This is a genomic window from Enterovibrio baiacu (assembly GCF_004120195.1).
Lineage (GTDB): Bacteria > Pseudomonadota > Gammaproteobacteria > Enterobacterales > Vibrionaceae > Enterovibrio > Enterovibrio baiacui.
The window spans coordinates 395,735-414,798 of the sequence record NZ_SCHN01000008.1; the positions used below are offsets into that span (position 1 = coordinate 395,735).

General features: G+C 49.1%; 14 protein-coding genes and 1 tRNA gene. 11 read left to right on the plus strand and 4 right to left on the minus strand.

Annotated features, from left to right (window positions below):
- Positions 1 to 66 precede the first annotated feature (66 nt).
- The 6 genes from pstC to EQP46_RS08715 all read left to right on the plus strand — a co-directional run bounded on the left by pstC (position 67) and on the right by EQP46_RS08715 (position 8,028).
- A complete protein-coding gene (gene pstC, locus EQP46_RS08690; protein WP_129493267.1) occupies positions 67 to 1,449 on the plus strand; it encodes a phosphate ABC transporter permease subunit PstC in 1,383 nt (460 codons plus the stop codon).
- Positions 1,442 to 2,743: a phosphate ABC transporter permease PstA gene (gene pstA / locus EQP46_RS08695; RefSeq protein ID WP_129493268.1), complete on the plus strand. Its 1,302-nt coding sequence runs from the start codon at positions 1,442 to 1,444 to the stop codon at positions 2,741 to 2,743. The genes pstC and pstA overlap by 8 nt, the downstream gene beginning before the upstream one ends.
- A 127-nt stretch (positions 2,744 to 2,870) precedes the next feature.
- Positions 2,871 to 3,623: a phosphate ABC transporter ATP-binding protein PstB gene (gene pstB / locus EQP46_RS08700; RefSeq protein WP_208862545.1), complete on the plus strand. Its 753-nt coding sequence runs from the start codon at positions 2,871 to 2,873 to the stop codon at positions 3,621 to 3,623.
- 202 nt (positions 3,624 to 3,825) lie between these two features.
- A tRNA-Ser gene (locus EQP46_RS08705) sits at positions 3,826 to 3,916 on the plus strand.
- A 1,304-nt stretch (positions 3,917 to 5,220) separates the two neighbouring features.
- Complete coding sequence (locus EQP46_RS08710; protein WP_129493270.1) at positions 5,221 to 5,574, plus strand: endonuclease domain-containing protein; 354 nt, start codon at positions 5,221 to 5,223, stop codon at positions 5,572 to 5,574.
- A 1,080-nt stretch (positions 5,575 to 6,654) separates the two neighbouring features.
- Positions 6,655 to 8,028: an MBL fold metallo-hydrolase RNA specificity domain-containing protein gene (locus tag EQP46_RS08715; RefSeq protein WP_129493271.1), complete on the plus strand. Its 1,374-nt coding sequence runs from the start codon at positions 6,655 to 6,657 to the stop codon at positions 8,026 to 8,028.
- Between the two features lie 134 nt (positions 8,029 to 8,162).
- Here the strand turns inward: EQP46_RS08715 and EQP46_RS08720 are convergent, their stop codons facing one another.
- The 4 genes from EQP46_RS08720 to EQP46_RS08735 form a co-directional block, all read right to left on the minus strand.
- The gene (locus EQP46_RS08720) at positions 8,163 to 10,376 is read right to left on the minus strand and encodes a YjbH domain-containing protein (RefSeq protein WP_129493272.1); all 2,214 of its coding nucleotides are present in this window, start codon (positions 10,374 to 10,376) and stop codon (positions 8,163 to 8,165) included.
- Positions 10,376 to 11,227, minus strand: a complete 852-nt coding sequence (locus EQP46_RS08725; RefSeq protein WP_129493273.1) for a capsule biosynthesis GfcC family protein — start codon at positions 11,225 to 11,227, stop codon at positions 10,376 to 10,378. The genes EQP46_RS08720 and EQP46_RS08725 overlap by 1 nt, the downstream gene beginning before the upstream one ends.
- 7 nt (positions 11,228 to 11,234) lie before the next feature.
- Positions 11,235 to 11,918, minus strand: a complete 684-nt coding sequence (locus EQP46_RS08730) for a YjbF family lipoprotein (RefSeq protein WP_129493274.1) — start codon at positions 11,916 to 11,918, stop codon at positions 11,235 to 11,237.
- A 392-nt stretch (positions 11,919 to 12,310) separates the two neighbouring features.
- A complete protein-coding gene (locus EQP46_RS08735; protein ID WP_129493275.1) occupies positions 12,311 to 12,550 on the minus strand; it encodes a hypothetical protein in 240 nt (79 codons plus the stop codon).
- A 523-nt stretch (positions 12,551 to 13,073) separates the two neighbouring features.
- Between EQP46_RS08735 and EQP46_RS08740 the strand changes: the two genes are divergently transcribed.
- From EQP46_RS08740 to EQP46_RS08760, 5 genes are all read left to right on the plus strand, one after another.
- The gene (locus EQP46_RS08740) at positions 13,074 to 13,430 is read left to right on the plus strand and encodes a hypothetical protein (protein ID WP_192545489.1); all 357 of its coding nucleotides are present in this window, start codon (positions 13,074 to 13,076) and stop codon (positions 13,428 to 13,430) included.
- Positions 13,431 to 14,173: 743 nt separating this feature from the next.
- Positions 14,174 to 15,325, plus strand: coding sequence for a polysaccharide export protein (locus EQP46_RS08745; protein ID WP_476729639.1), 1,152 nt, complete (start codon positions 14,174 to 14,176; stop codon positions 15,323 to 15,325).
- 119 nt (positions 15,326 to 15,444) lie between these two features.
- The gene (locus EQP46_RS08750) at positions 15,445 to 15,825 is read left to right on the plus strand and encodes a four helix bundle protein (protein ID WP_129493277.1); all 381 of its coding nucleotides are present in this window, start codon (positions 15,445 to 15,447) and stop codon (positions 15,823 to 15,825) included.
- Positions 15,826 to 15,936: 111 nt separating this feature from the next.
- Positions 15,937 to 16,377 (plus strand): arsenate reductase/protein-tyrosine-phosphatase family protein, encoded by a 441-nt coding sequence (locus tag EQP46_RS08755; RefSeq protein ID WP_129493278.1) that lies wholly within the window; start codon positions 15,937 to 15,939, stop codon positions 16,375 to 16,377.
- 252 nt (positions 16,378 to 16,629) lie between these two features.
- The gene (locus EQP46_RS08760; protein ID WP_129493279.1) at positions 16,630 to 18,789 is read left to right on the plus strand and encodes a polysaccharide biosynthesis tyrosine autokinase; all 2,160 of its coding nucleotides are present in this window, start codon (positions 16,630 to 16,632) and stop codon (positions 18,787 to 18,789) included.
- Positions 18,790 to 19,064 lie beyond the last annotated feature (275 nt).

Below are 19,064 nucleotides of genomic sequence, written 5' to 3' on the forward strand. Positions count from 1 at the left end.
AGATGAAGACCTCATCATCCGAGTATCTTTAGATTGTTTGAGTATATTAGGGATTAAGGAATAGGGATGACGACATCCACATTGATGGTTATAGTGGCGCTGCTTGCTTTTAGTGCTTACTTCCTCGCCAAAAAACGCTCCCGAGATGTTGCTACCGTGCACGGTGGCTTGAACACGCTGCATTCTCGGCCTGCTTATTACGGTTCGTTCGCTGCCATTCTTGCGGCGATTCCGAGCTTTCTTTTGCTGATCATCTGGCAAGCGATTGAACCAAGCACAGTGGAATCCTTGGTGATGGCACAATTGCCACAAGCCACCATTGATGCACACCAAAACAGCCAATTGCTCTATAGCCAAATCATCCATATTGCTAACGGCGTACTTCAAACGGAAGACCCAAGCTTATTGGCAGCAGCAGGTCACTACCAACACCTTGAAGGCATCGGCCAAACCTTGCGTTTCGTCGCCGTGGCAGCCTTGTCGCTTGTCGGTTTGGCGTTGGGTTGGCGTATCGTTAAACCAAAACTGAAAGCACGACACTATGTCGAGAAATGCCTTCAGATTTTCCTGATGTTTTGTTCAACACTGGCGATTTTGACCACCCTAGGTATCGTCCTTTCCGTGTTGTTTGAAGCGATCCGCTTCTTCCAAATTATTCCCGTGACCGACTTCCTGTTTGGTACGTCTTGGTCACCACAAATCGCACTGCGCGCAGACCAACAAGGCGCAAGCGGCGCATTCGGCGCGATTCCTCTCTTCACTGGCACCTTGATGATCTCATTGATCGCCATGTGTATCGCAGCCCCAATTGGCTTGATGAGCGCCATTTATCTCGCGGAATACGCATCTCCTCGCGTGCGCAACATTGTTAAACCCATTTTGGAGATCCTCGCAGGTATCCCAACCGTGGTTTACGGCTTCTTTGCAGCATTGACCGCCGCGCCCTTTATCCGTGACATCGCCAATGCAATGGGGCTGAGCGGTGCTTCATCAGAAAGCGCATTGGCGGCAGGTGTTGTCATGGGCGTGATGATCATTCCGTTTGTGTCATCCCTGTCTGATGACGTAATAACAGCAGTGCCGCAAGCGCTGCGCGATGGTTCATTAGGTTTGGGCGCAACGCGTTCAGAAACCATTAAAAGCGTGGTTATCCCCGCGGCATTGCCAGGCATCGTCGGTGGGTTGTTGCTTGCCGTTTCCCGTGCCATCGGTGAAACCATGATCGTGGTAATGGCCGCTGGCTTGTCAGCAAACCTCACCGCCAATCCACTTGATTCTGTTACCACAGTCACGGTGCAAATCGTCACCTTGCTGGTGGGCGACCAAGAGTTTGATAGCCCGAAAACACTCGCAGCATTCGCTCTGGGGTTGACCCTGTTTGTCGTGACCTTGGCGCTTAACTTTGTCGCACTTCGAATCGTGAAGAAATATCGAGAGCAGTATGACTGATAGATTATTGAAAATCGCTGAAACCAAGCGAGAGAAAGTCAAAGCCGGCGTCGCACGCCGCCGCGCAAAGGAAAACCGCTTCCGTTTCTACGGCATCGCGTCGATTTCCATGGCGTTTGCTTTCCTTATTGTGTTGATGACCACCATTGTCTCTGACGGCTATACCGCCTTCTACACCACGCAAATCAAACTGACCGTGAATTTGTCTGAAAGTGCGCTCGGCATCGAAGGCGAGGACATCAACAAAAAGACCTTGATGAACGCCAGCTTCCGCAAAGTGGTGCGCAAAGCCATTCTTCAAGAGATCCCGGTGGATGGTCGTAAGAACAAACGTGCGTTGTATTCCTTCCTATCAAACGGCGCGGAATACGATCTGCGTGACATGGTGATTGCCGATCCATCTTTGGTTGGTCAGAAGATCGAATATTGGGCGCAAGCTGGCGACAACTTTAACCAATACAACAAAGGCAACATCAAAGCAGAAACGTCAGAAGATGGCCGTCAGTTCAAAAACCAACACATCGCGTGGTACGACGAACTGGTACGCGAAGACAATGTTCGCACCGTGTTCAACTCGAACTTCTTCACCAACGGTGACAGCCGCGATGCAGAGCTTGCGGGGATTTGGGGCGCTACGGTTGGGTCGTTCTATACCTTGTTGGTCACACTGGTACTGAGCTTCCCCATTGGTGTGTCTGCGGCGATCTACCTAGAAGAATTCGCTCCACGTAACCGCGCTACCGAACTTATCGAAATCAACATCAATAACCTCGCAGCTGTGCCGTCGATTGTTTTTGGTTTGTTAGGTTTGGCGGTGTTCCTCAACGTGGCAGATTTACCGCGTTCCGCGCCGGTTGTGGGTGGTTTGGTCCTCACATTGATGACGTTACCAACCATCATCATTTCAAGCCGCGCAGCGATTAAAGCGGTGCCACCGTCAGTGCGTGATGCCGCATTGGGCGTGGGCGCATCAAAAATGCAAATGGTATTGCACCACGTATTGCCACTGGCGATGCCGGGCATGCTAACAGGCACCATCATCGGTATGGCACAAGCCTTGGGCGAAACCGCACCACTGCTGATGATTGGCATGGTTGCTTTCATTGTTGATGTGCCATCAGGCCCGTTAGACGCTGCAACCGCGTTGCCAGTACAAATTTATCTCTGGGCAGAAAACCCAGAAAAAGGTTTTGTTGAGAATACATCCGGCGCAATCATGGTGTTGCTGGCGTTCTTGGCATTTATGAACGCATGTGCCGTCATCATGCGTAAGCGCCTAGAGCGCAGATGGTAGGAGTATGGATATGACAACCACAATGACACACGCCGGCGAATTCCCGCAAAGCAAAAAAATGGACGCTGCAGAGCATACTGCCGCACCGAAAGAAACCTGTGGCGTGCCCTTTGTAGACGCACCGAGAATGACGGCAAGAAACGTCAGCGTGAGCTACGAAGCAGGCGCGAAATCAGCCATTCGCAACATCAACCTCGACATTGGCGAGAAGCAAGTGCTTGCCATGATTGGTCCTTCAGGTTGCGGTAAATCGACCTTCCTTCGTTGTTTGAACCGCATGAACGACACAGTGCCAGGTTGTGAAGTAAAAGGGGAGATCTTGCTGGATGGCCATAACATCTATGCCAAGGAGCAAGAAATCGTTGAGCTGCGTTCACAAGTCGGCATGGTGTTCCAACGCCCGAACCCGTTCCCGAAATCTATCTATGACAACGTGGCTTATGGTCCACGCATCCATGGCTTGGTTGATAACAAAGATGAGCTAGATGGCGTGATCGAAGAATCACTGCGTCGCGCAGGTTTGTGGGATGAAGTAGCGTCACGTTTAGATCAGCCAGCCACCGGTTTGTCTGGCGGCCAGCAACAGCGTTTGTGTATCGCACGGAGCATCGCGATTGCACCGGAAGTTATTTTGATGGATGAGCCGTGCTCAGCGCTTGACCCCATCGCAACGGGCATCATCGAAGATCTTATAGAAGAACTCAAAGAAAACTTCAGCATCGTGATGGTTACGCACTCCATGTCGCAAGCAAAGCGTGTATCAGACCGCACCGCGTACTTCCATTTGGGCGACTTGGTGGAATTGAATACCACAGAAAATGTATTCAACAACCCAGAGCACAAACTTACACGCGATTACATCAGCGGCCGTTTCGGCTAATCTCCGATAAACCCGTAGGAAAGGCGAGCCATGAGCTCGCTTTTTTTGTTTTTATACTCATGACGAATGTTTTGCACGTGCAGTTATTGCACGAATTGATCGTGTCACACTCACTTTGTTCAAACCCTGTGCAAACGCACCATTTTCATCAAATTCTTGCTTTACAAGATCCTGAACCCCCTATAATATTCGCCGCAACCACGGAGAGATGGCTGAGTGGTTGAAAGCACCGGTCTTGAAAACCGGCGTGCGTTTATAGCGCACCTAGGGTTCAAATCCCTATCTCTCCGCCAAATTAGAAAAGGCCGCTGTTCTTACAGCGGCCTTTTTGCATTTTTAAACCTCTAAAAAGATAGGGGTGCAGGACCCTAGTCAGGGTTCAGCCGAGCGAAGCGAGACAACGTTGCCCCGACGCAGTCGGAAAAGGCGACGGCCCGAAGGGCAAGGGAACGAAGTGACCGAGTAAATCCCGCTGTTGTTTTTCTCTTGGCTCCGCCAAATTAGAAAAAGCCCGCTCATTGAGCGGGCTTTTTCGTATCTGGAATTTGTCTTTTCGCTCTTGTTCTTAATCCCCTCCACTTTTCAAGGGGAGGGTTAGGGAGGGGTTACGCGGCAGGGCGGATGAAACCGATGCTTACGACAAACCTCCACCTCCGAGCAGTAACCCCCACCCAGCCTCCCCCTTGAAAAGTGGGAGGAGCAAAAGCCAAATCGGGCGGTTTATATGCTTTTAATCTGGCTCTTAATCCCCTCCACTTTTCAAGGGGAGGGTTAGGGAGGGATTACGCGGCAGGGTGGGTGAAACCGATGCTTACGACAAACCTCCACCTCCGAGCAGTAACCCCCACCCAACCTCCCCCTTGAAAAGTGGGAGGAGCCAAAGCCAAAGCAGGCGGTTTATATGCTTTTAATCTGGCTCTTTGTCCCCTCCACTTTTGAAGGGGAGGGCTAGGGAGGGGTTATGCAGCAGGGCGGATGAAACCGATGCTTACGACAAATCACCACCTCCGAGCAGTAACCCCCACCCAACCTCCCCCTTGAAAAGTGGGAGGAGCAAAAGCCAAAGCGGGTGGTTGTATGCTTTTGATCTTGTTCTTGATCCCCTCCACTTTTGAAGGGGAGGGCTAGGGAGGGTTACGCGGCAGTGAGGATGAAACCGATGTTCACGACAAACCTCTACCTCCGAGCAGTAACCCCCTCCCAACCTCCCCCTTGAAAAGTGGGAGGAGCAAAAGCCAAAGCGGGTGGTTGTATGCTTTTGATCTTGTTCTTGATCCCCTCCACTTTTGAAGGGGAGGGCTAGGGAGGGGTTACGCGGCAGTGAGGATGAAACCGATGTTCACGACAAACCTCTACCTCCGAGCAGTAACCCCCTGCCCAAAGCGCACATCCTTTACATTTTAAACCGGGGACATGGTTTACAACATTCTGCATAGTTGGCGTTAGCTAGATCCAAAAACCTCAGAACAATTTTCTCAGCGCTCATAATTCTCGGCACAATTAAACCAATAAAATTCAGTTGGATAGCCGCTCTTGAATCCTTCCATTTCTCAAATGAAGAGTTAGGGAGGGATAAGTAGCAGGGGCGAGGAAGCCGATGTACAACAGCAAGCGACACAAAACATTGCGTAGAGAGCTTCGAAGCAATATGCCAGAGCCCGAGCGAAGACTTTGGAAGCATTTGCGGGCTAAACAACTTGGTGTGAATTTTCGGCGTCAACAAGGTATTGGGCGCTATATCGTCGATTTTTATAGCAGAGCTGGCAAGTTAGTGATCGAATTAGATGGAGATAGCCACTTCTTGGATAAGGCAGTAAAGCTAGATATTGAAAGGGATAGATTTATAGAAAAGTTGGGTATCAGAGTACTCCGTTTTACGAATATCCAAATTATGGAAGAAATAGAATCCGTATTAGAAGTTATCTGTGACGTTTTAAAAGAAGGAGAGTAATTTTTCCCTCCGTAAAGCATTACATGCGTAAACAATGTGCCCGGTCAGAAACGTAAAGGATGTACCCGGTTTGTACAAAAAGCTAAAGCAGGCGGTTTATATGCTTTTGATCTGGTTCTTGATCCCCTCCACTTTTSAAGGGGAGGGTTAGGGAGGGGTTACGCGGCAGGGCGGATGAAACCGATGCTTACGACAAACCTCCACCTCCGAGCAGTAACCCCCACCCAACCTCCCCCTTGAAAAGTGGGAGGAGCAAAAGCCAAAGCAGGCGGTTTATATGCTTTTGATCTGGTTCTTGATCCCCTCCACTTTTCAAGGGGAGGGCTAGGGAGGGGTTACGCGGCAGGGCGGATGAAACCGATGCTTACGACAAACCTCCACCTCCGAGCAGTAACCCCCACCCAACCTCCCCCTTGAAAAGTGGGAGGAGCAAAAGCCAAAGCTGGTGGTTGTATGCTTTTGATCTGGTTCTTGATCCCCTCCACTTTTSAAGGGGAGGGYTAGGGAGGGGTTAAGCGGCAGAGAGGATGAAACCGATGCTTACGGCAAACCTCCACCTCCGAGCAATAACCCCCACCCAACCTCCCCCTTGAAAAGCGGGAGGAGCAAAAGCCAAAGCGGGTGGTTGTATGCTTTTGATCTTGTTCTTGATCCCCTCCACTTTTGAAGGGGAGGGCTAGGGAGGGGTTACGCGGCAGGTATGATTAAACCGATGCTTACGACAAACCTCCACCTCTGAGCAGTAACCCCCACCCAACCTCCCCCTTGAAAAGTGGGAGGAGCAAGAGCGCATCAATCAAACTAGTCACTTTCTATACATCCACGCGACTTGTTGGCGTTAGCCCGCTCCAAAAACCTCATAACAATTCTCTTAGTGCTCATAATTCTTGGCACAATTAAATCAATAAATTTCAGTGGGATAGTTGCTCTTAATCCCCTCCACTTTTCAAGGGGAGGGATTAAGCGGCAGAGACGTTGAAACAGATGCCAATGATAAACCACCACTATGTAACAGTAACACAGTGCGCGCTCTAGCCCTTTAATGCGGTTAGCGCGATGAGCAACAATCAAGGAAGAACAATGAACATCATCCACCACGGTGCCAAAGATGGCGTGACAGGTTCGTGCCATCAACTCAATACAGACCAAGGGAAATTGCTGATTGATTGCGGGTTATTCCAAGGGGAGGATACCAAGTCGCTCAATATAGACTTTCCCGTCAAAGATATCGATGCATTGCTCGTCACGCATACCCATATTGACCACATAGGCCGTATTCCTTGGCTTTTAGCGGCGGGCTTTCGAGGGCCAATTTACTGCACCGAAGCGACAGCACAGCTGATGCCGATGATGCTTGATGACGGGTTGCGTCTCCAACTCGGTATGAAGACACGACAACGAAAGCGCGTGTTGAACCTGATTCGCTCGTTGATACGTTCCATCAAATACAACACTTGGACAAACATCAAACGCGCTTCTGCTTCCTCTACGATCGCTTCCACCATCGCCAGCATTCGCTTTCAACCGGCGGGGCACATTTTGGGTTCGTCGTACATAGAAGTGGATTTACCAAATGGTGAACGCGTCGTCTTTTCTGGCGATCTTGGTCCGAACAACACACCGCTGCTTCCAGACCCCATCTCGCCAGAGCGCGCAGATGTTTTGGTGATCGAAAGCACTTATGGCGACAAAACCCATGAGTCGATAGCCTCCCGTGCCGAACGTTTGAAGACGCTGATCAACCGCTCGCTTCATGATGGTGGCGTGATCATCATTCCCGCGTTCAGTGTTGGCCGAACCCAAGAGCTGCTGTTCGATATCGAAAACCTGCTGGCCACATCGTTAACTGACGATGAAAAGCGCACTTGGTCGACCATCCCAGTGATCCTCGATTCCCCAATGGCAGCAAAAGTGACGGAACAATACCGCGCCTTCAAAACGTTGTGGAGCCAAGAAGCTAAAACAACTTTGGATTCAGGGCGACACCCACTCGCGTTCGAACAATGCATCACCATCAATACCCATCGCGACCACATTGGCTTGGTCAATCGCCTCAAACAAACGGGCGAACCTGCGATCGTGATTGCTGCAAGCGGTATGTGCAATGGTGGGCGAGTCTTAAATTACCTTAAAGCCTTACTGCCGGATAAACGTACTGATGTGATTTTGGCTGGCTACCAAGCCAGAGGCACACTTGGGCGCAATATTCAGCGCGGCGATAAGCACGTGAACATAGACGGAGAAAACATCGCCATCAACGCCCACATCCACACCATGTCCGGCTACTCCGCCCACGCAGACAGAGACGATTTGCTCGCCTTTATCGAGGGCATAAAAAACATGCCTAAAGAAATACGCATCGTGCATGGAGATAAAGAAGCACAAGAGGCACTGGGGGAGGTGATCGAGGAACGAGGGTTGGCGGAGAAGGTAGTGCTTGCAGCAAAATCGTGAGATTTGAGATTTGAGATTGGAGAGACGAGAATAGAGGTGAGAGATGAGAGATGAGAGATACGAGATTAGAGGTACGAGGGACGAGAATAGAGAAAAGAGCTCTTTCTCGCCACTCGCCACTCGCTATCTAAGACCTACCGATTCGTAAACTCACTGCGCGGATAACGCCCATTCGTCATATCGTACAAATGGTATTTACGGCTTAGCATTTGCCCGCCGTCGCGTGTGAGTGGGATCCACTGGATCAGTGCGCGGTTGGCGCTTGGTTGAACCGTGAATACATCAAACGGAATCGAAATATAGAAGCCTTTGTTGAAGCTGCCTTCACCAAATTCTTCTGCTGACAGATCTGTCTTGGTCACGAACGCACCAGCGATCACACCGCTATCAAACTGCTTCGACACATCAAGTGTGATGCCTTGGTCTTCCGCAAGGTAACGACCTGCGCTCGCCTTGATCGTCAAATCATCAAACCAAGACCACTCAGGGCGATAATAAACCGAAGCATGGCCCGTCATCGTGCCGGTTTGTACGGTGTAATTGCGCTTATCAATCGGGTCGTAATAGTGCTCATCGGTGAACACACCAAACTGGCTGTTCGGATCGCGCTGTGCCACATAGTTAACATCTAGGCCAAACGCCCAGTTGCTGCCCATTGGACGGTAAAGTACTTCAGTACCCACACCGGCGTACATCATTTCGAGGTAACCTGCGTACGCTTGGGTGTAGACATCATCAAAGAACTGACCAAAGCCTGTGAGCTGTAAATTATTCAAGCGCACAGGGTTGTCAGAAATGTACTGACGCACCAAGGTTCTTACGCGTTTTAGTTCCGTGCTGTCGCCAGGGGCAACGGTATGCGTGAACTTGTCGTAGTTGTCATACAGGTTCACGTAAACGCTGCCGCCAAGTTCAAGGTTATCGGTAAACCAATAGGCCGCGTCACCTGACACACCGATATTAAACAGATAGAAATCTTCCGCACCGCCCAGTGATTGCTGCAATGTAGGGGAAATGCCGTAAACAAAATTCTCTGAGCGATCCGCTTTCAACGCACCATTGGCGGTGGTTGACGCTTGATACGGGGTAGCAGCATCATGAATCGACGCACCAACATGTTCCTGATTGGCGACGGTGCGGTAGGCGTTGGCATCCACGTCGGTGGTGGTGACGGCCAAACCGTTTTTCACATCCACAAAACGGTATGTGTCAGCAGGTGTTTGGGTATTGGCAAGTATCGCCGCGGCGCGGTCGTGTGCTTCCGCCGGTTTGCGGTACTTAGACTGATTACCTTCTACCGTGATGACATTATCATCCACGTAGATTTTGGGTTTTTGGAAGCCTGAAATGTACGCCAAATCTTCAGCAACCTTGTCCCAATCGGTGTCAGTGCCTTCGGCAGCTGGCGCATAAGCAGGTTTAGGCGAATCCACCCATACCTGTTTCATTTCGTTGAAATTGGTATGAAGCGTAAAGCCCAAGGTCGCGGTATTCCCGCGTTCAAAACTGGCGCGAATATTACCCCAATCCCCGAGACGATAAAGTGCGCCTACGTTGAAATTCGTTTCTTGCGCCTCATCGATATTGGCAAAGTCGCTACGGTAATCGTTACCGTCATATTCCAGTTTTAGCGTGAGTGGTTCCCAAGGGGTTTGGTACTCCACACCACCAAATACCGACGCACAGCCAGTAAAGAAGCGTTCGAAATCAATCGAGCCGCCTTTACCCTTATAAGACGTGTCGCGACCACAATCGTCGGTGGCTTTGTTACCTAAAAGGTTTGCGCTGTTGCCCATATAGCCCCAGCCGACACCCATGGTGATATCGACAGGGCCGAAACGTTTACTGGCGGCAATAAACTCACCATCAAACAATCCTGTGCCGCCAAGGTCACGCATACCGATGGAGGTTTCAGGTAGCCAATAGCTTTCTTCCCACAGCGTGAACTTTACGTCGATGCCTTTGTCTGTGTAGTGCGTGTCTTCGCCGAATCCATTGCCGCCATAGCGTTTCGAAGGCACTTGTGTATAGCGCAACGTGGTTTCAAGCCAAGGCATAAGCTGCAGAGATGCATGGTAATGACGGTAATCTTCATTCGCCGTATAACCAACTGAAAACTCCCCTTCAGGCGCAGAACGGCCAGAAGGCATCTGCATCAAGCCCACACCACCAAAATCGCTTTGCGAGGTGTGGTCATAGGTCGGTTTTAAGGCCTTTGCTTTTTGCTCTGAAGCAAAGGTTGGCTCAGAAGCAGCGGTTAAATCGGATGCAAAAGCGACATGCGTTGTGATGAAAGGAAAAAGCGCAAGGGCGAGTGCTGAATAGCGAAAAGGGACGTGGGTCTTCATTACATCATCCGGCGTGTCAGAAGGTTAACGATCGTCGCGTTCAAATTGTCAAATTCAGACGGAAGCGAAGCGAAAGGTACGTAAACAAGGCTACCAGGAATAAGGCGCGCATCTGCGCTGTTCCAATAGGCCACAGGCACGGTGTGTGTGACGCCATTCGGCGCTATTACAACAACGTGACTGCGTTCTGCGAACCAAAATAAGCGCTCATGATCATTCAGATAATCACTGACGCTCAAACCCGTCGACCAATCAGACGGGGCACTGTTTTTCACCGCACCCAACACACCCACAGAAGTAGGGCGAGAGGGCAACAACAAGGTGTAGTCGGCCTCTAACAAGGGATTAGCGTGTTTGCCCAACAAAAGATCGTCATGATCGACGCTCACATCAACACGAAACCCGTAATCCTGCTCTTCAATAAAACGCAGTAATGTATCGATAGCGTGTTTCTTATCGGCATCATTTCCCCATTCAGCGGAAAGGCGAGAAAGCTGGGTAGAAACATCCATCTTCAATTGCGTGACAGACGCTTGCTGCGTGTTATCAAACAAGGATGCGGCAGGCCAAAAAATGCCGTCAGTTTGATGTGAACGGGTGGTTTGTTGGTAAGCAGGCGCTTGCTGAAGCGCACTCGTGCCTTCAAGCACCAATTGAGATAAACGTGGCGTCTCTGAAAACGACAAAGTTAACAGCGGCGTGTTCGCGGTTTGTTGAACCATTAACGTGGTGGCAAAAGTTGAAGGTGCAAACAGTGAGCATAATAAAAGTGCTACACCCATCAGCCCGCGTACAGATTCACCGGCCTTTTCAAGCTCCGGTGCGCACACGCGATCATGTGTCAGTTTCATGTGAGTCCTATGAAGAGAAAGGTTTCAGTACCGTGATGTCGATGGAGGGAAGCGTCGGCGAGATAGCCTGCTTACTGCTCAGAACACGCCCAGATTGCGGAGATACCCAGAATTCATTTTCAAATTGAATATCAAGCTCAGGTGCATCAACAGTTTCAACGAAATACAGCGTCTCAACCGGTTTTTCATTGATGATCAGCGTTTGAATGCCTTTGTTTGCAAACGATGAAGTCAGGGTTACGCCGAAGTGGTTGCCCGGTTGCCAATCAATGGTTCTCGCCCAAGATGTCGGCGTGCTGTCTTTATGTAAACCCAGTTGAAGCGGGTCGATGGCATCGCTTTCGCTGTTCAGTAAGTTGCCGTTTTGAAGGCCGACGGTTTTCATCAAACGGCCAGATTCTGTCACCACCATCTCGTTGTTCGCAGACAGCCATTTCAGTTGGTATACCGAATGACGAGGCTCGGCAAACCCTAACACCATAAAGGCTTGTGCATCGCCGTCTAGCTTGGCGTAAATGCTTGCCCATGGCAGTGCATTAATATCATCAGCGGATTTTTCAATGTCTTGAGGGCCAAATGCAGCAACCGAAAAAGTGTCATACAAAGCAGTTGATTTTTGGCTGCATCCGGAGAGTGGCAAGGTGAGTGCAAACAATGCCATAGGCACGATGCGAGAAAGAGTTGTCAGCATGATTTACCTAACCACCTAAATAGGTATGTGTTTCTTTACTAGAGAGAAATAGAACAAGGAATAAAACGTAAGGATGAGCAATATACCCAAACAACCTAAAGATGCTCAATTTCAGAGGCCATCAGAGTGTTCAATTCAAGGCAAATTCTTGTAGGAATAGTCATTCTATTTCACAGGGATTTAACGATGAAGTGGACGCTCTGAGGGCCTCCCTTCGGGCGAGTTTACTGACGCCATGCTCGGTGTTGTCCCTTTTTGATGGAGCGCACTACATCGGCAAAGGGACGCCTTGATCATAACGTCAGTAAAGCTCGCTGAATCCGGCATCTTCAGGTTGTTTGGGTATTGGTAAAAACAACCGAACGGAACCCCGTTCGGTTGCAAAACACTACTTAGTTAGTACCAACGGTACCAGTCGTGCCGGTAGAACCGCTTGCATCAACAGCAACAACGGTTGCTGCAACAACTGCCGCACCTACTGCAACAGCTGTTGCGCTTACGCCACCAACAGCAGCAGTACCAGCAGCAGTGCCGCCAGCAGAACCGCCAGTAGATGCCGCAACTTCTTCAGCAGCCATTGCTGGTGCAGACATCATCATTACAGCCAGTGCTGCAATCATAGATTTTTTCATGGGTCACTCCATTTTCTTATAATTAATGCGTCTGACTCTAAAATGGTCATGACGCGTAAAATGCTAAACACATATGCTGATCAAGTAAACATAAAACGCCAATACTTCAGACAAACCTGAATATTGTTGTGATCTCACTGCGCCTAATTGAATAAAGATCAAATTACGTGATGCCGCAACAAAGAAAAAGCACAAGCTAATGAAACCCAAAACAAAATAAACAGAGTGGGATTCACTTGGGCTTTTTGTGTCATATCGTTGTAAAGCGAAGGCAGGAAATCAGGGGATCTTCTTTCTAAAAGCGGGGCCCGCTCGGCCTAAAAAGTACAGTAAAGTCGACACTGTAAGCGAGTGACATTGGCTTATATTTTTTGTTTGTTCGTTGTCAGTGTTCATTGATGGCCACCTTAGGTATACACCGCAAAAAAACCGCTAAAACGATCAGCCAGGGCGAATCAGGGCTGCACTTTCCCAAATAATCTGTTTACACTGCCTCGCAAAATTAAGACAGGAACTCCGTTGTATGAAAAATGCGTTTTATTTCCCAGTCACGCTGCTTTTGGCCACCCTTTTTGGGTGCTCAGTCCAAGGAAGTGATGCAACAAAAACTAATGCTGCAATTCTTTGGGCGAATGGGATTAAAGAAAGCGTGGAAGTCTCCTCATCGAATGAACATCTCGTGTTCCAACATGCTAGTTTCACCAACCAGCAGCTTGTGATTTATAGCCGCATCATTGGCGCGGGCACGCCGGATTGTGAGTATTATGTCAATGAGCCACAGCCTTCCGTCCGACTCACCGTGTGCGGTGATGGTAACGTAGAATTGCTTGAGAAAGGCAAGGTCATCAATGTAGGAAAACTCATGGTGTTCGCCTCTTAACGTTAACGTTTATAGACAGAAACTTATCCTGCTAGTGTATTAACCTTTCGTGTCCTGAGTATTTATTCAAAACTGTCGCACTTTGATACGTCTCTCGGGCACGAAACCCTCTCCGAATAGCCCCACAGCCCCCGAAATACGCGAAATATAATCTCAATATAAGAATGTCCCTAATTTGTAAGGTTATTTCGCTCCGAGTAGATCCATATCACAAAATTTATAAGCGTCTCACTATGTAAATCTCTGCCTTATTAGTGATACACTCCTGCCGATTTTAAAACGACCCCGATCACTTTTGTCCAAAAAACTGTTTACAGGTCGTTACATTTTGCCTTTTTAGCGTCTTCGCTAAACACATTATTTCGCCACGAAATGCGTACATTGGGAACGACACCCAAGGGCGGTAGCGTACCTGAACGAGAATCGGAGCGAGATACGGGATTCGAGAGTACGAGTTTCGAGAAAGAGCAGTAAGAGCAAGATTGAGATACGAGAGTTGAGAAAGAGATAAGAGCTTCGAGAATTGAGAACGAGCTAAAGAGCTAAGAGATGAGTTTCGAGGACGAGCAAGAGCCTAAACTTCCTGCTCCTCCCGCTCCTCCTGCTCCTCCTGCTCTTCCTGCTCTCCCTGCTCTTCCTGTTCTTCCTGCTCACCCCCCCATTTGAAAAGAAGCCACAGAATGGAATTTAAGAAAAAACTAGCGCTGAGCATTTTGCTCACCACCTCGCTTGCGGGTTGTGCCATGCCGGGCAGCCATTTATCTGTCAGTGGCAGCAAAGACACGTCATCTGACAAGGAAGAACAAACCACATTGGATCAACAAGTGAGTGTGTTCGAACTGACACCGTCAAATGTGGCCTCTTTTCGTTCAGCGTCTGCATACGTTCGCGCACAAGCGAACCCAGAGTTGGAGCAACGCATTGCGCGTTATGAGTACCGCGTCGGTCCTGGCGATATTTTGAATGTCACCATTTGGGATCACCCAGAATTAACCATTCCTGCCGGCTCTTACCGTAGCTCGAGTGAATCAGGTAACTGGGTTCACGCCGACGGCACCATTTTTTACCCGTACATCGGTACCGTAAAAGTGGAAGGGAAAACCGTTACAGAAATTCGTGACGATGTAGCAAAACGACTTGCTCGCTTTATTGAAACGCCTCAAGTTGACGTCAACATCGCCGCATTCCGTTCGCAAAAAACCTATATCACGGGCGAAGTTGAAAAGCCTGGTCAGCAGCCGATCACCAACATTCCGCTGACCCTACTTGATGCAGTGAACCGCGCGGGTGGCCTGAGCGAAAACGCCGATTGGCGCAACGTCAGCCTGACCCGCAACGGCGAAGAACAAAGCATCTCGCTTTACGCACTGATGCAGCGCGGTGATTTAACCCAAAACCGTTTGCTACAACCTGGCGACATTGTTCACGTACCGCGTAACGATGGTCAAAAAGTGTTTGTAATGGGCGAAGTGAACGAACCAAAACTGCTGAAAATCGACCGTGCAGGCATGAGCCTAACGGAAGCGCTTAGCTCCGTCGGCGGCATCAACGAACTTGAAGCCGACGCAACCGGCGTATTCGTTATCCGCGGTGAGAAGCGAGTCGAGCAGAAAGAGCAGAAAGAGCTGGAAGGGCAGAAAGAACAGAAGGAGCAGAAAGAGCAAAGCGAAGCTGGGGAGCAAGTACAGAAGATTGCAAGCATCTACCAGCTAGACATTAAAGATGCCTCCGCCCTTGTTCTTGGCACCGAATTCGAACTACAACCTTACGACATCGTCTACGTCACCGCCGCCCCAATCACCCGCTGGAACCGCGTGATCCGTCAGCTACTGCCGACCATCACAGGCTTTAACGAGTTGACGGAAGGCGTGCTCCGCGTTAGGACGTGGCCATAAGCCCGAAGGGCTTAAGAGCCGAGTGTTGAGAGAGAGCAGAAAGGGCAGGTTTGAGAAAAAGCAGATGAAGAGCATTTCTTCTGATACTTAAATCGACCTCAAAGATTTGAAGAGGGAATATGCGCTTTAAGCAGCTTGAGGTTTGGCAGAGAAGCTACCAGCTCACATTGGCGGTCTACAAAGCGGTTAAGCCTTGTAAAGATTACTCGCTAAAGAACCAAATTCAACGGTGTGCAGTGTCTGTTCCCTCGAATATCGCGGAAGGTGCCGAACGAAAGGGGCGAAAAGAGTTCATCCACTTTCTGTTTATCGCTAAGGGCTCTTGCGGAGAAATGGCGACACAACTGATGTTAGCCAGAGACCTCAATTATTTGAGTGAGCAAGTCGCCAACGAATTGATTTCTGAATCAGAGGATATCATCAACATGCTCGGTGGATTGATTCGTTTCCAATCCCAAAAACTGGGTGAAGATGAAGCCCCTTATGAAGTCACTGGTTGATGGTTCGCTCTTTCTCGAAACTCGAGACTCGAGACTCAAATCTAGTCCACGTTAGTTCATTACTCCTCAGAAGATTAATGAAGCGACTGAAAATGAACGGATAGAAAACCAATGTTTAACCGAATCCTCGTCGTCTGCGTCGGCAACATCTGCCGTTCACCGACAGGCGAATATTTACTGAAACACCTGCTGCCCAACAAGCACATCGATTCCGCGGGCATCGCAGTAGAAAAAAGCCGCTTAACAGGCAAACCTGCTGACGCCACCGCGACCACACTGGCCGCCGAACACGGAATCAGCCTAGAAGGCCATGCTGCAAAACAGCTTACCGCTGAGTTGGCATCGCAATATGACCTGATCCTCGTAATGGAAAAAGGCCATATCGACGCCCTTTGCAGCATCGCCCCCGAAGCGCGTGGCAAAACCATGTTATTCGGACAATGGATCGGACAAAAAGACATCCCAGATCCACACAGACAAAGCCGAGAAGCATTCGATCACGCATGGATGCTAATAGAAGAAGCCGCAAACGCTTGGGCGAAGAAGATTTAAAAATAAGAGTGTTGAGATAGAAGATAAGAGACAAGAGATAAAAGGTACGAGTGTCGAGTAGAAGACAAGAGACAAGAGACAAGAGACAAGAGACAAGAAATAAGGGAGTCGAGATAGTGATCTGCTCTTCCTGCTCTTCCTGCTCTTCCTGCTCTTCCTGCTCTTCCTGCTCTTCGTGCTCTCCCTGCTCCTCCTGCTCTCTCTGCTCTTCGTGCTCTCCCTGCTCTCTATCCTTTTGAGAAAATATTTTTTATGACTGTAACTCACTCTCCTCAATCCCGAACGACAGACTCGGACGAAATCGATCTTGGGAAACTGTTTGGTATTTTGATCGACGCGCGATGGATGATCATCTCAATTACGGCAGTATTTGCGGTGTTGGGTGTCGCGTATGCATTGTTAGCAACACCGGTATATAAAGCCGATGCACTAATCCAAGTAGAACAAAAAAGCAGCGGTATGCCAGCGTTGGGGGAGATGGGTGAGCTGTTCGCGAGTGAGTCTTCTTCTACCACAGAGATTGAAATCATTAAATCTCGTATGGTGCTGGGCAAGACGGTCGACAAATTCAACCTGACAACAGTCACTGCGCCGAACTACTTCCCGTTCATTGGCAAAGGCCTTGCGCGTATTACGGGTGAACAACCTGTCATCGACATTGCACGTTTTGATGTTCCTGAATATTCAATGGGCGATGCTTACACGCTAACCGTCACCAACGAAGCGGGCACCGAATACCTGCTTGAAAACCAAGACGGTCGTGAGTTGCTGAAAGGTAACGTGGGCGAGAACGTGCAATCAAACGGTTTCAACCTGATGGTGCGTGACCTGCAAGCAGAGCAAGGCGACAGTTTTTCACTGGCAAAGCGTAACCGCTTAGACGCGATTCAATGGCTACAACAAAATCTGGGTGTGAGTGAGCGTGGCAAACAAAGTGGTGTGTTGCAGCTTTCATTCGAGGGTGAAAACCGTGCGCTAATTGAAGATCTGCTTAACGACATTGCGACCAACTATTTCTTGCAGAACGTTGAACGCAATGCCGCCGAAGCAGAACAAAGCCTCGCGTTTCTAAACCAAAACCTGCCAGGCATTAAAGACAAACTAACCATTGCAGAAGACCAACTGAACGCATTCCGCCAAAAGAACGAATCTGTTGACCTTGGCTTAGAAGCAAAAGCTACGTTAGACGTGATGGTAAAACTGGAAGCACAGCTTAACGAGCTGACGTTCAAGGAAAGCGAAGTCAGTCAGCGCTTTACCAAAGAACACCCAGTGTACACCGCGCTTCTGGATAAAAGAGACACACTGCTTAAAGAAAGAGAACGCATTACCAAGCAAACGCAAAAGCTGCCAAAAACGCAGCGTGAAGTGCTGCGCTTAATGCGTGATGTAGAAGTGAACCAACAAATCTACGTGCAACTGCTAAACAAAGTGCAAGAGCTGCGCATTGTAAAAGCGAGCACTGTAGGTAACGTACGTATTCTTGATGAAGCGGCTTCGTATTCACGCGCCGTGAAACCGAAAAAACCATTGATCGCAGTATTGGCAACATTGCTGGGCGGCATGTTGGGTGTGGCCATTGCACTACTGAAAGCAGCATTCAATCGCGGCGTAGAAAACCCAGACGATATTGAAGCGATTGGCCTGCCTGTGTATGCAAGTTTGCCGCTGTCTGATTTGCAAATTCAAATCGAAAAAGCCGCCAAGAAAAGACGCGGCATGCCCGCGAAAGAAGCACTGTTGGCCGAAGCCAACCCTGCAGACCTTTCGATTGAAGCACTGCGCAGTCTGCGCACCAGTTTGCACTTCGCCATGATGGAAGCGAAAAACAACATTCTGATGATTTCTGGCCCAAGCCCAAGCATTGGTAAATCCTTCGTTTCAGCCAACTTGGCAGCGGTTATCGCTAAAGCTGGCCAAAAAGTGTTGGTAGTAGATGCCGACATGCGCAAAGGCTACATGCAGCGTCACTTTGGTGTTAACTGGGACAAAGGCCTTTCAGATTACTTATCAGGCCAAGTGGAACAAGCCGACATCATTAAACCAAGTGGCGTTGAAAACTTAGATGTGATCACCCGCGGTAAGATTCCACCAAACCCGGCTGAACTGTTAATGCACCCGCGCTTCACCGCATTCATAGAATGGGCACAAGCGAACTACGACATGGTGATCATTGACACACCACCTGTACTTGCAGTGACCGACCCATCAATCATTGGTGCACACGCAGGCACAACCTTAATGGTTGGCCGTTTTGGTAAAAACCCAGTGAAAGAAATTGAAGTCGCGAACGAACGCTTTGCCAAAGCGGGCATTGAAGTGAAAGGCTTTATTTTGAATGCCGTTGAGCGTAAAGCGAGCAATGCTTACGGCGGTGGTAGCTACGGGTATTACAACTACAGCTACAAATAATAGAAAAGGGCGTGAAATAGACGCCCTTAGTTCTCGCCAACAGTCAAGCCTGTTGGCAAAATTAAAGATAAATATAATAATTTCAGTAAATTAAAGCGACAAAGAGCGCTTTCTACTACGTCTCGTTTCTGAACGCTTCTGTCTCATCACCAAACAAAAATCTGAGTGCTTAAAGTGAAAAATATCATTTATTCGCTTCGGATTTTTGCGTTCAAAATTTAAAACTTAAGGTTAGGTAAGGCATTGTTTCCTGGATCATTGAACTAATCATCAGA

Bases quoted from the DNA above. Each gene is read 5' to 3' on its own strand.
- EQP46_RS08735 (WP_129493275.1), bottom strand. From the start codon at position 12,550: ATGAAAAAATCTATGATTGCAGCACTGGCTGTAATGATGATGTCTGCA.
- pstC (WP_129493267.1), top strand. From the start codon at position 67: ATGACGACATCCACATTGATGGTTATAGTGGCGCTGCTTGCTTTTAGT.
- EQP46_RS08755 (WP_129493278.1), top strand. From the start codon at position 15,937: ATGTTTAACCGAATCCTCGTCGTCTGCGTCGGCAACATCTGCCGTTCA.
- EQP46_RS08725 (WP_129493273.1), bottom strand. From the start codon at position 11,227: ATGAAACTGACACATGATCGCGTGTGCGCACCGGAGCTTGAAAAGGCC.
- EQP46_RS08740 (WP_192545489.1), top strand. From the start codon at position 13,074: ATGAAAAATGCGTTTTATTTCCCAGTCACGCTGCTTTTGGCCACCCTT.
- pstA (WP_129493268.1), top strand. From the start codon at position 1,442: ATGACTGATAGATTATTGAAAATCGCTGAAACCAAGCGAGAGAAAGTC.
- EQP46_RS08710 (WP_129493270.1), top strand. From the start codon at position 5,221: ATGTACAACAGCAAGCGACACAAAACATTGCGTAGAGAGCTTCGAAGC.
- EQP46_RS08750 (WP_129493277.1), top strand. From the start codon at position 15,445: ATGCGCTTTAAGCAGCTTGAGGTTTGGCAGAGAAGCTACCAGCTCACA.
- EQP46_RS08715 (WP_129493271.1), top strand. From the start codon at position 6,655: ATGAACATCATCCACCACGGTGCCAAAGATGGCGTGACAGGTTCGTGC.
- EQP46_RS08730 (WP_129493274.1), bottom strand. From the start codon at position 11,918: ATGCTGACAACTCTTTCTCGCATCGTGCCTATGGCATTGTTTGCACTC.
- EQP46_RS08745 (WP_476729639.1), top strand. From the start codon at position 14,174: ATGCCGGGCAGCCATTTATCTGTCAGTGGCAGCAAAGACACGTCATCT.
- pstB (WP_208862545.1), top strand. From the start codon at position 2,871: ATGACGGCAAGAAACGTCAGCGTGAGCTACGAAGCAGGCGCGAAATCA.
- EQP46_RS08760 (WP_129493279.1), top strand. From the start codon at position 16,630: ATGACTGTAACTCACTCTCCTCAATCCCGAACGACAGACTCGGACGAA.
- EQP46_RS08720 (WP_129493272.1), bottom strand. From the start codon at position 10,376: ATGAAGACCCACGTCCCTTTTCGCTATTCAGCACTCGCCCTTGCGCTT.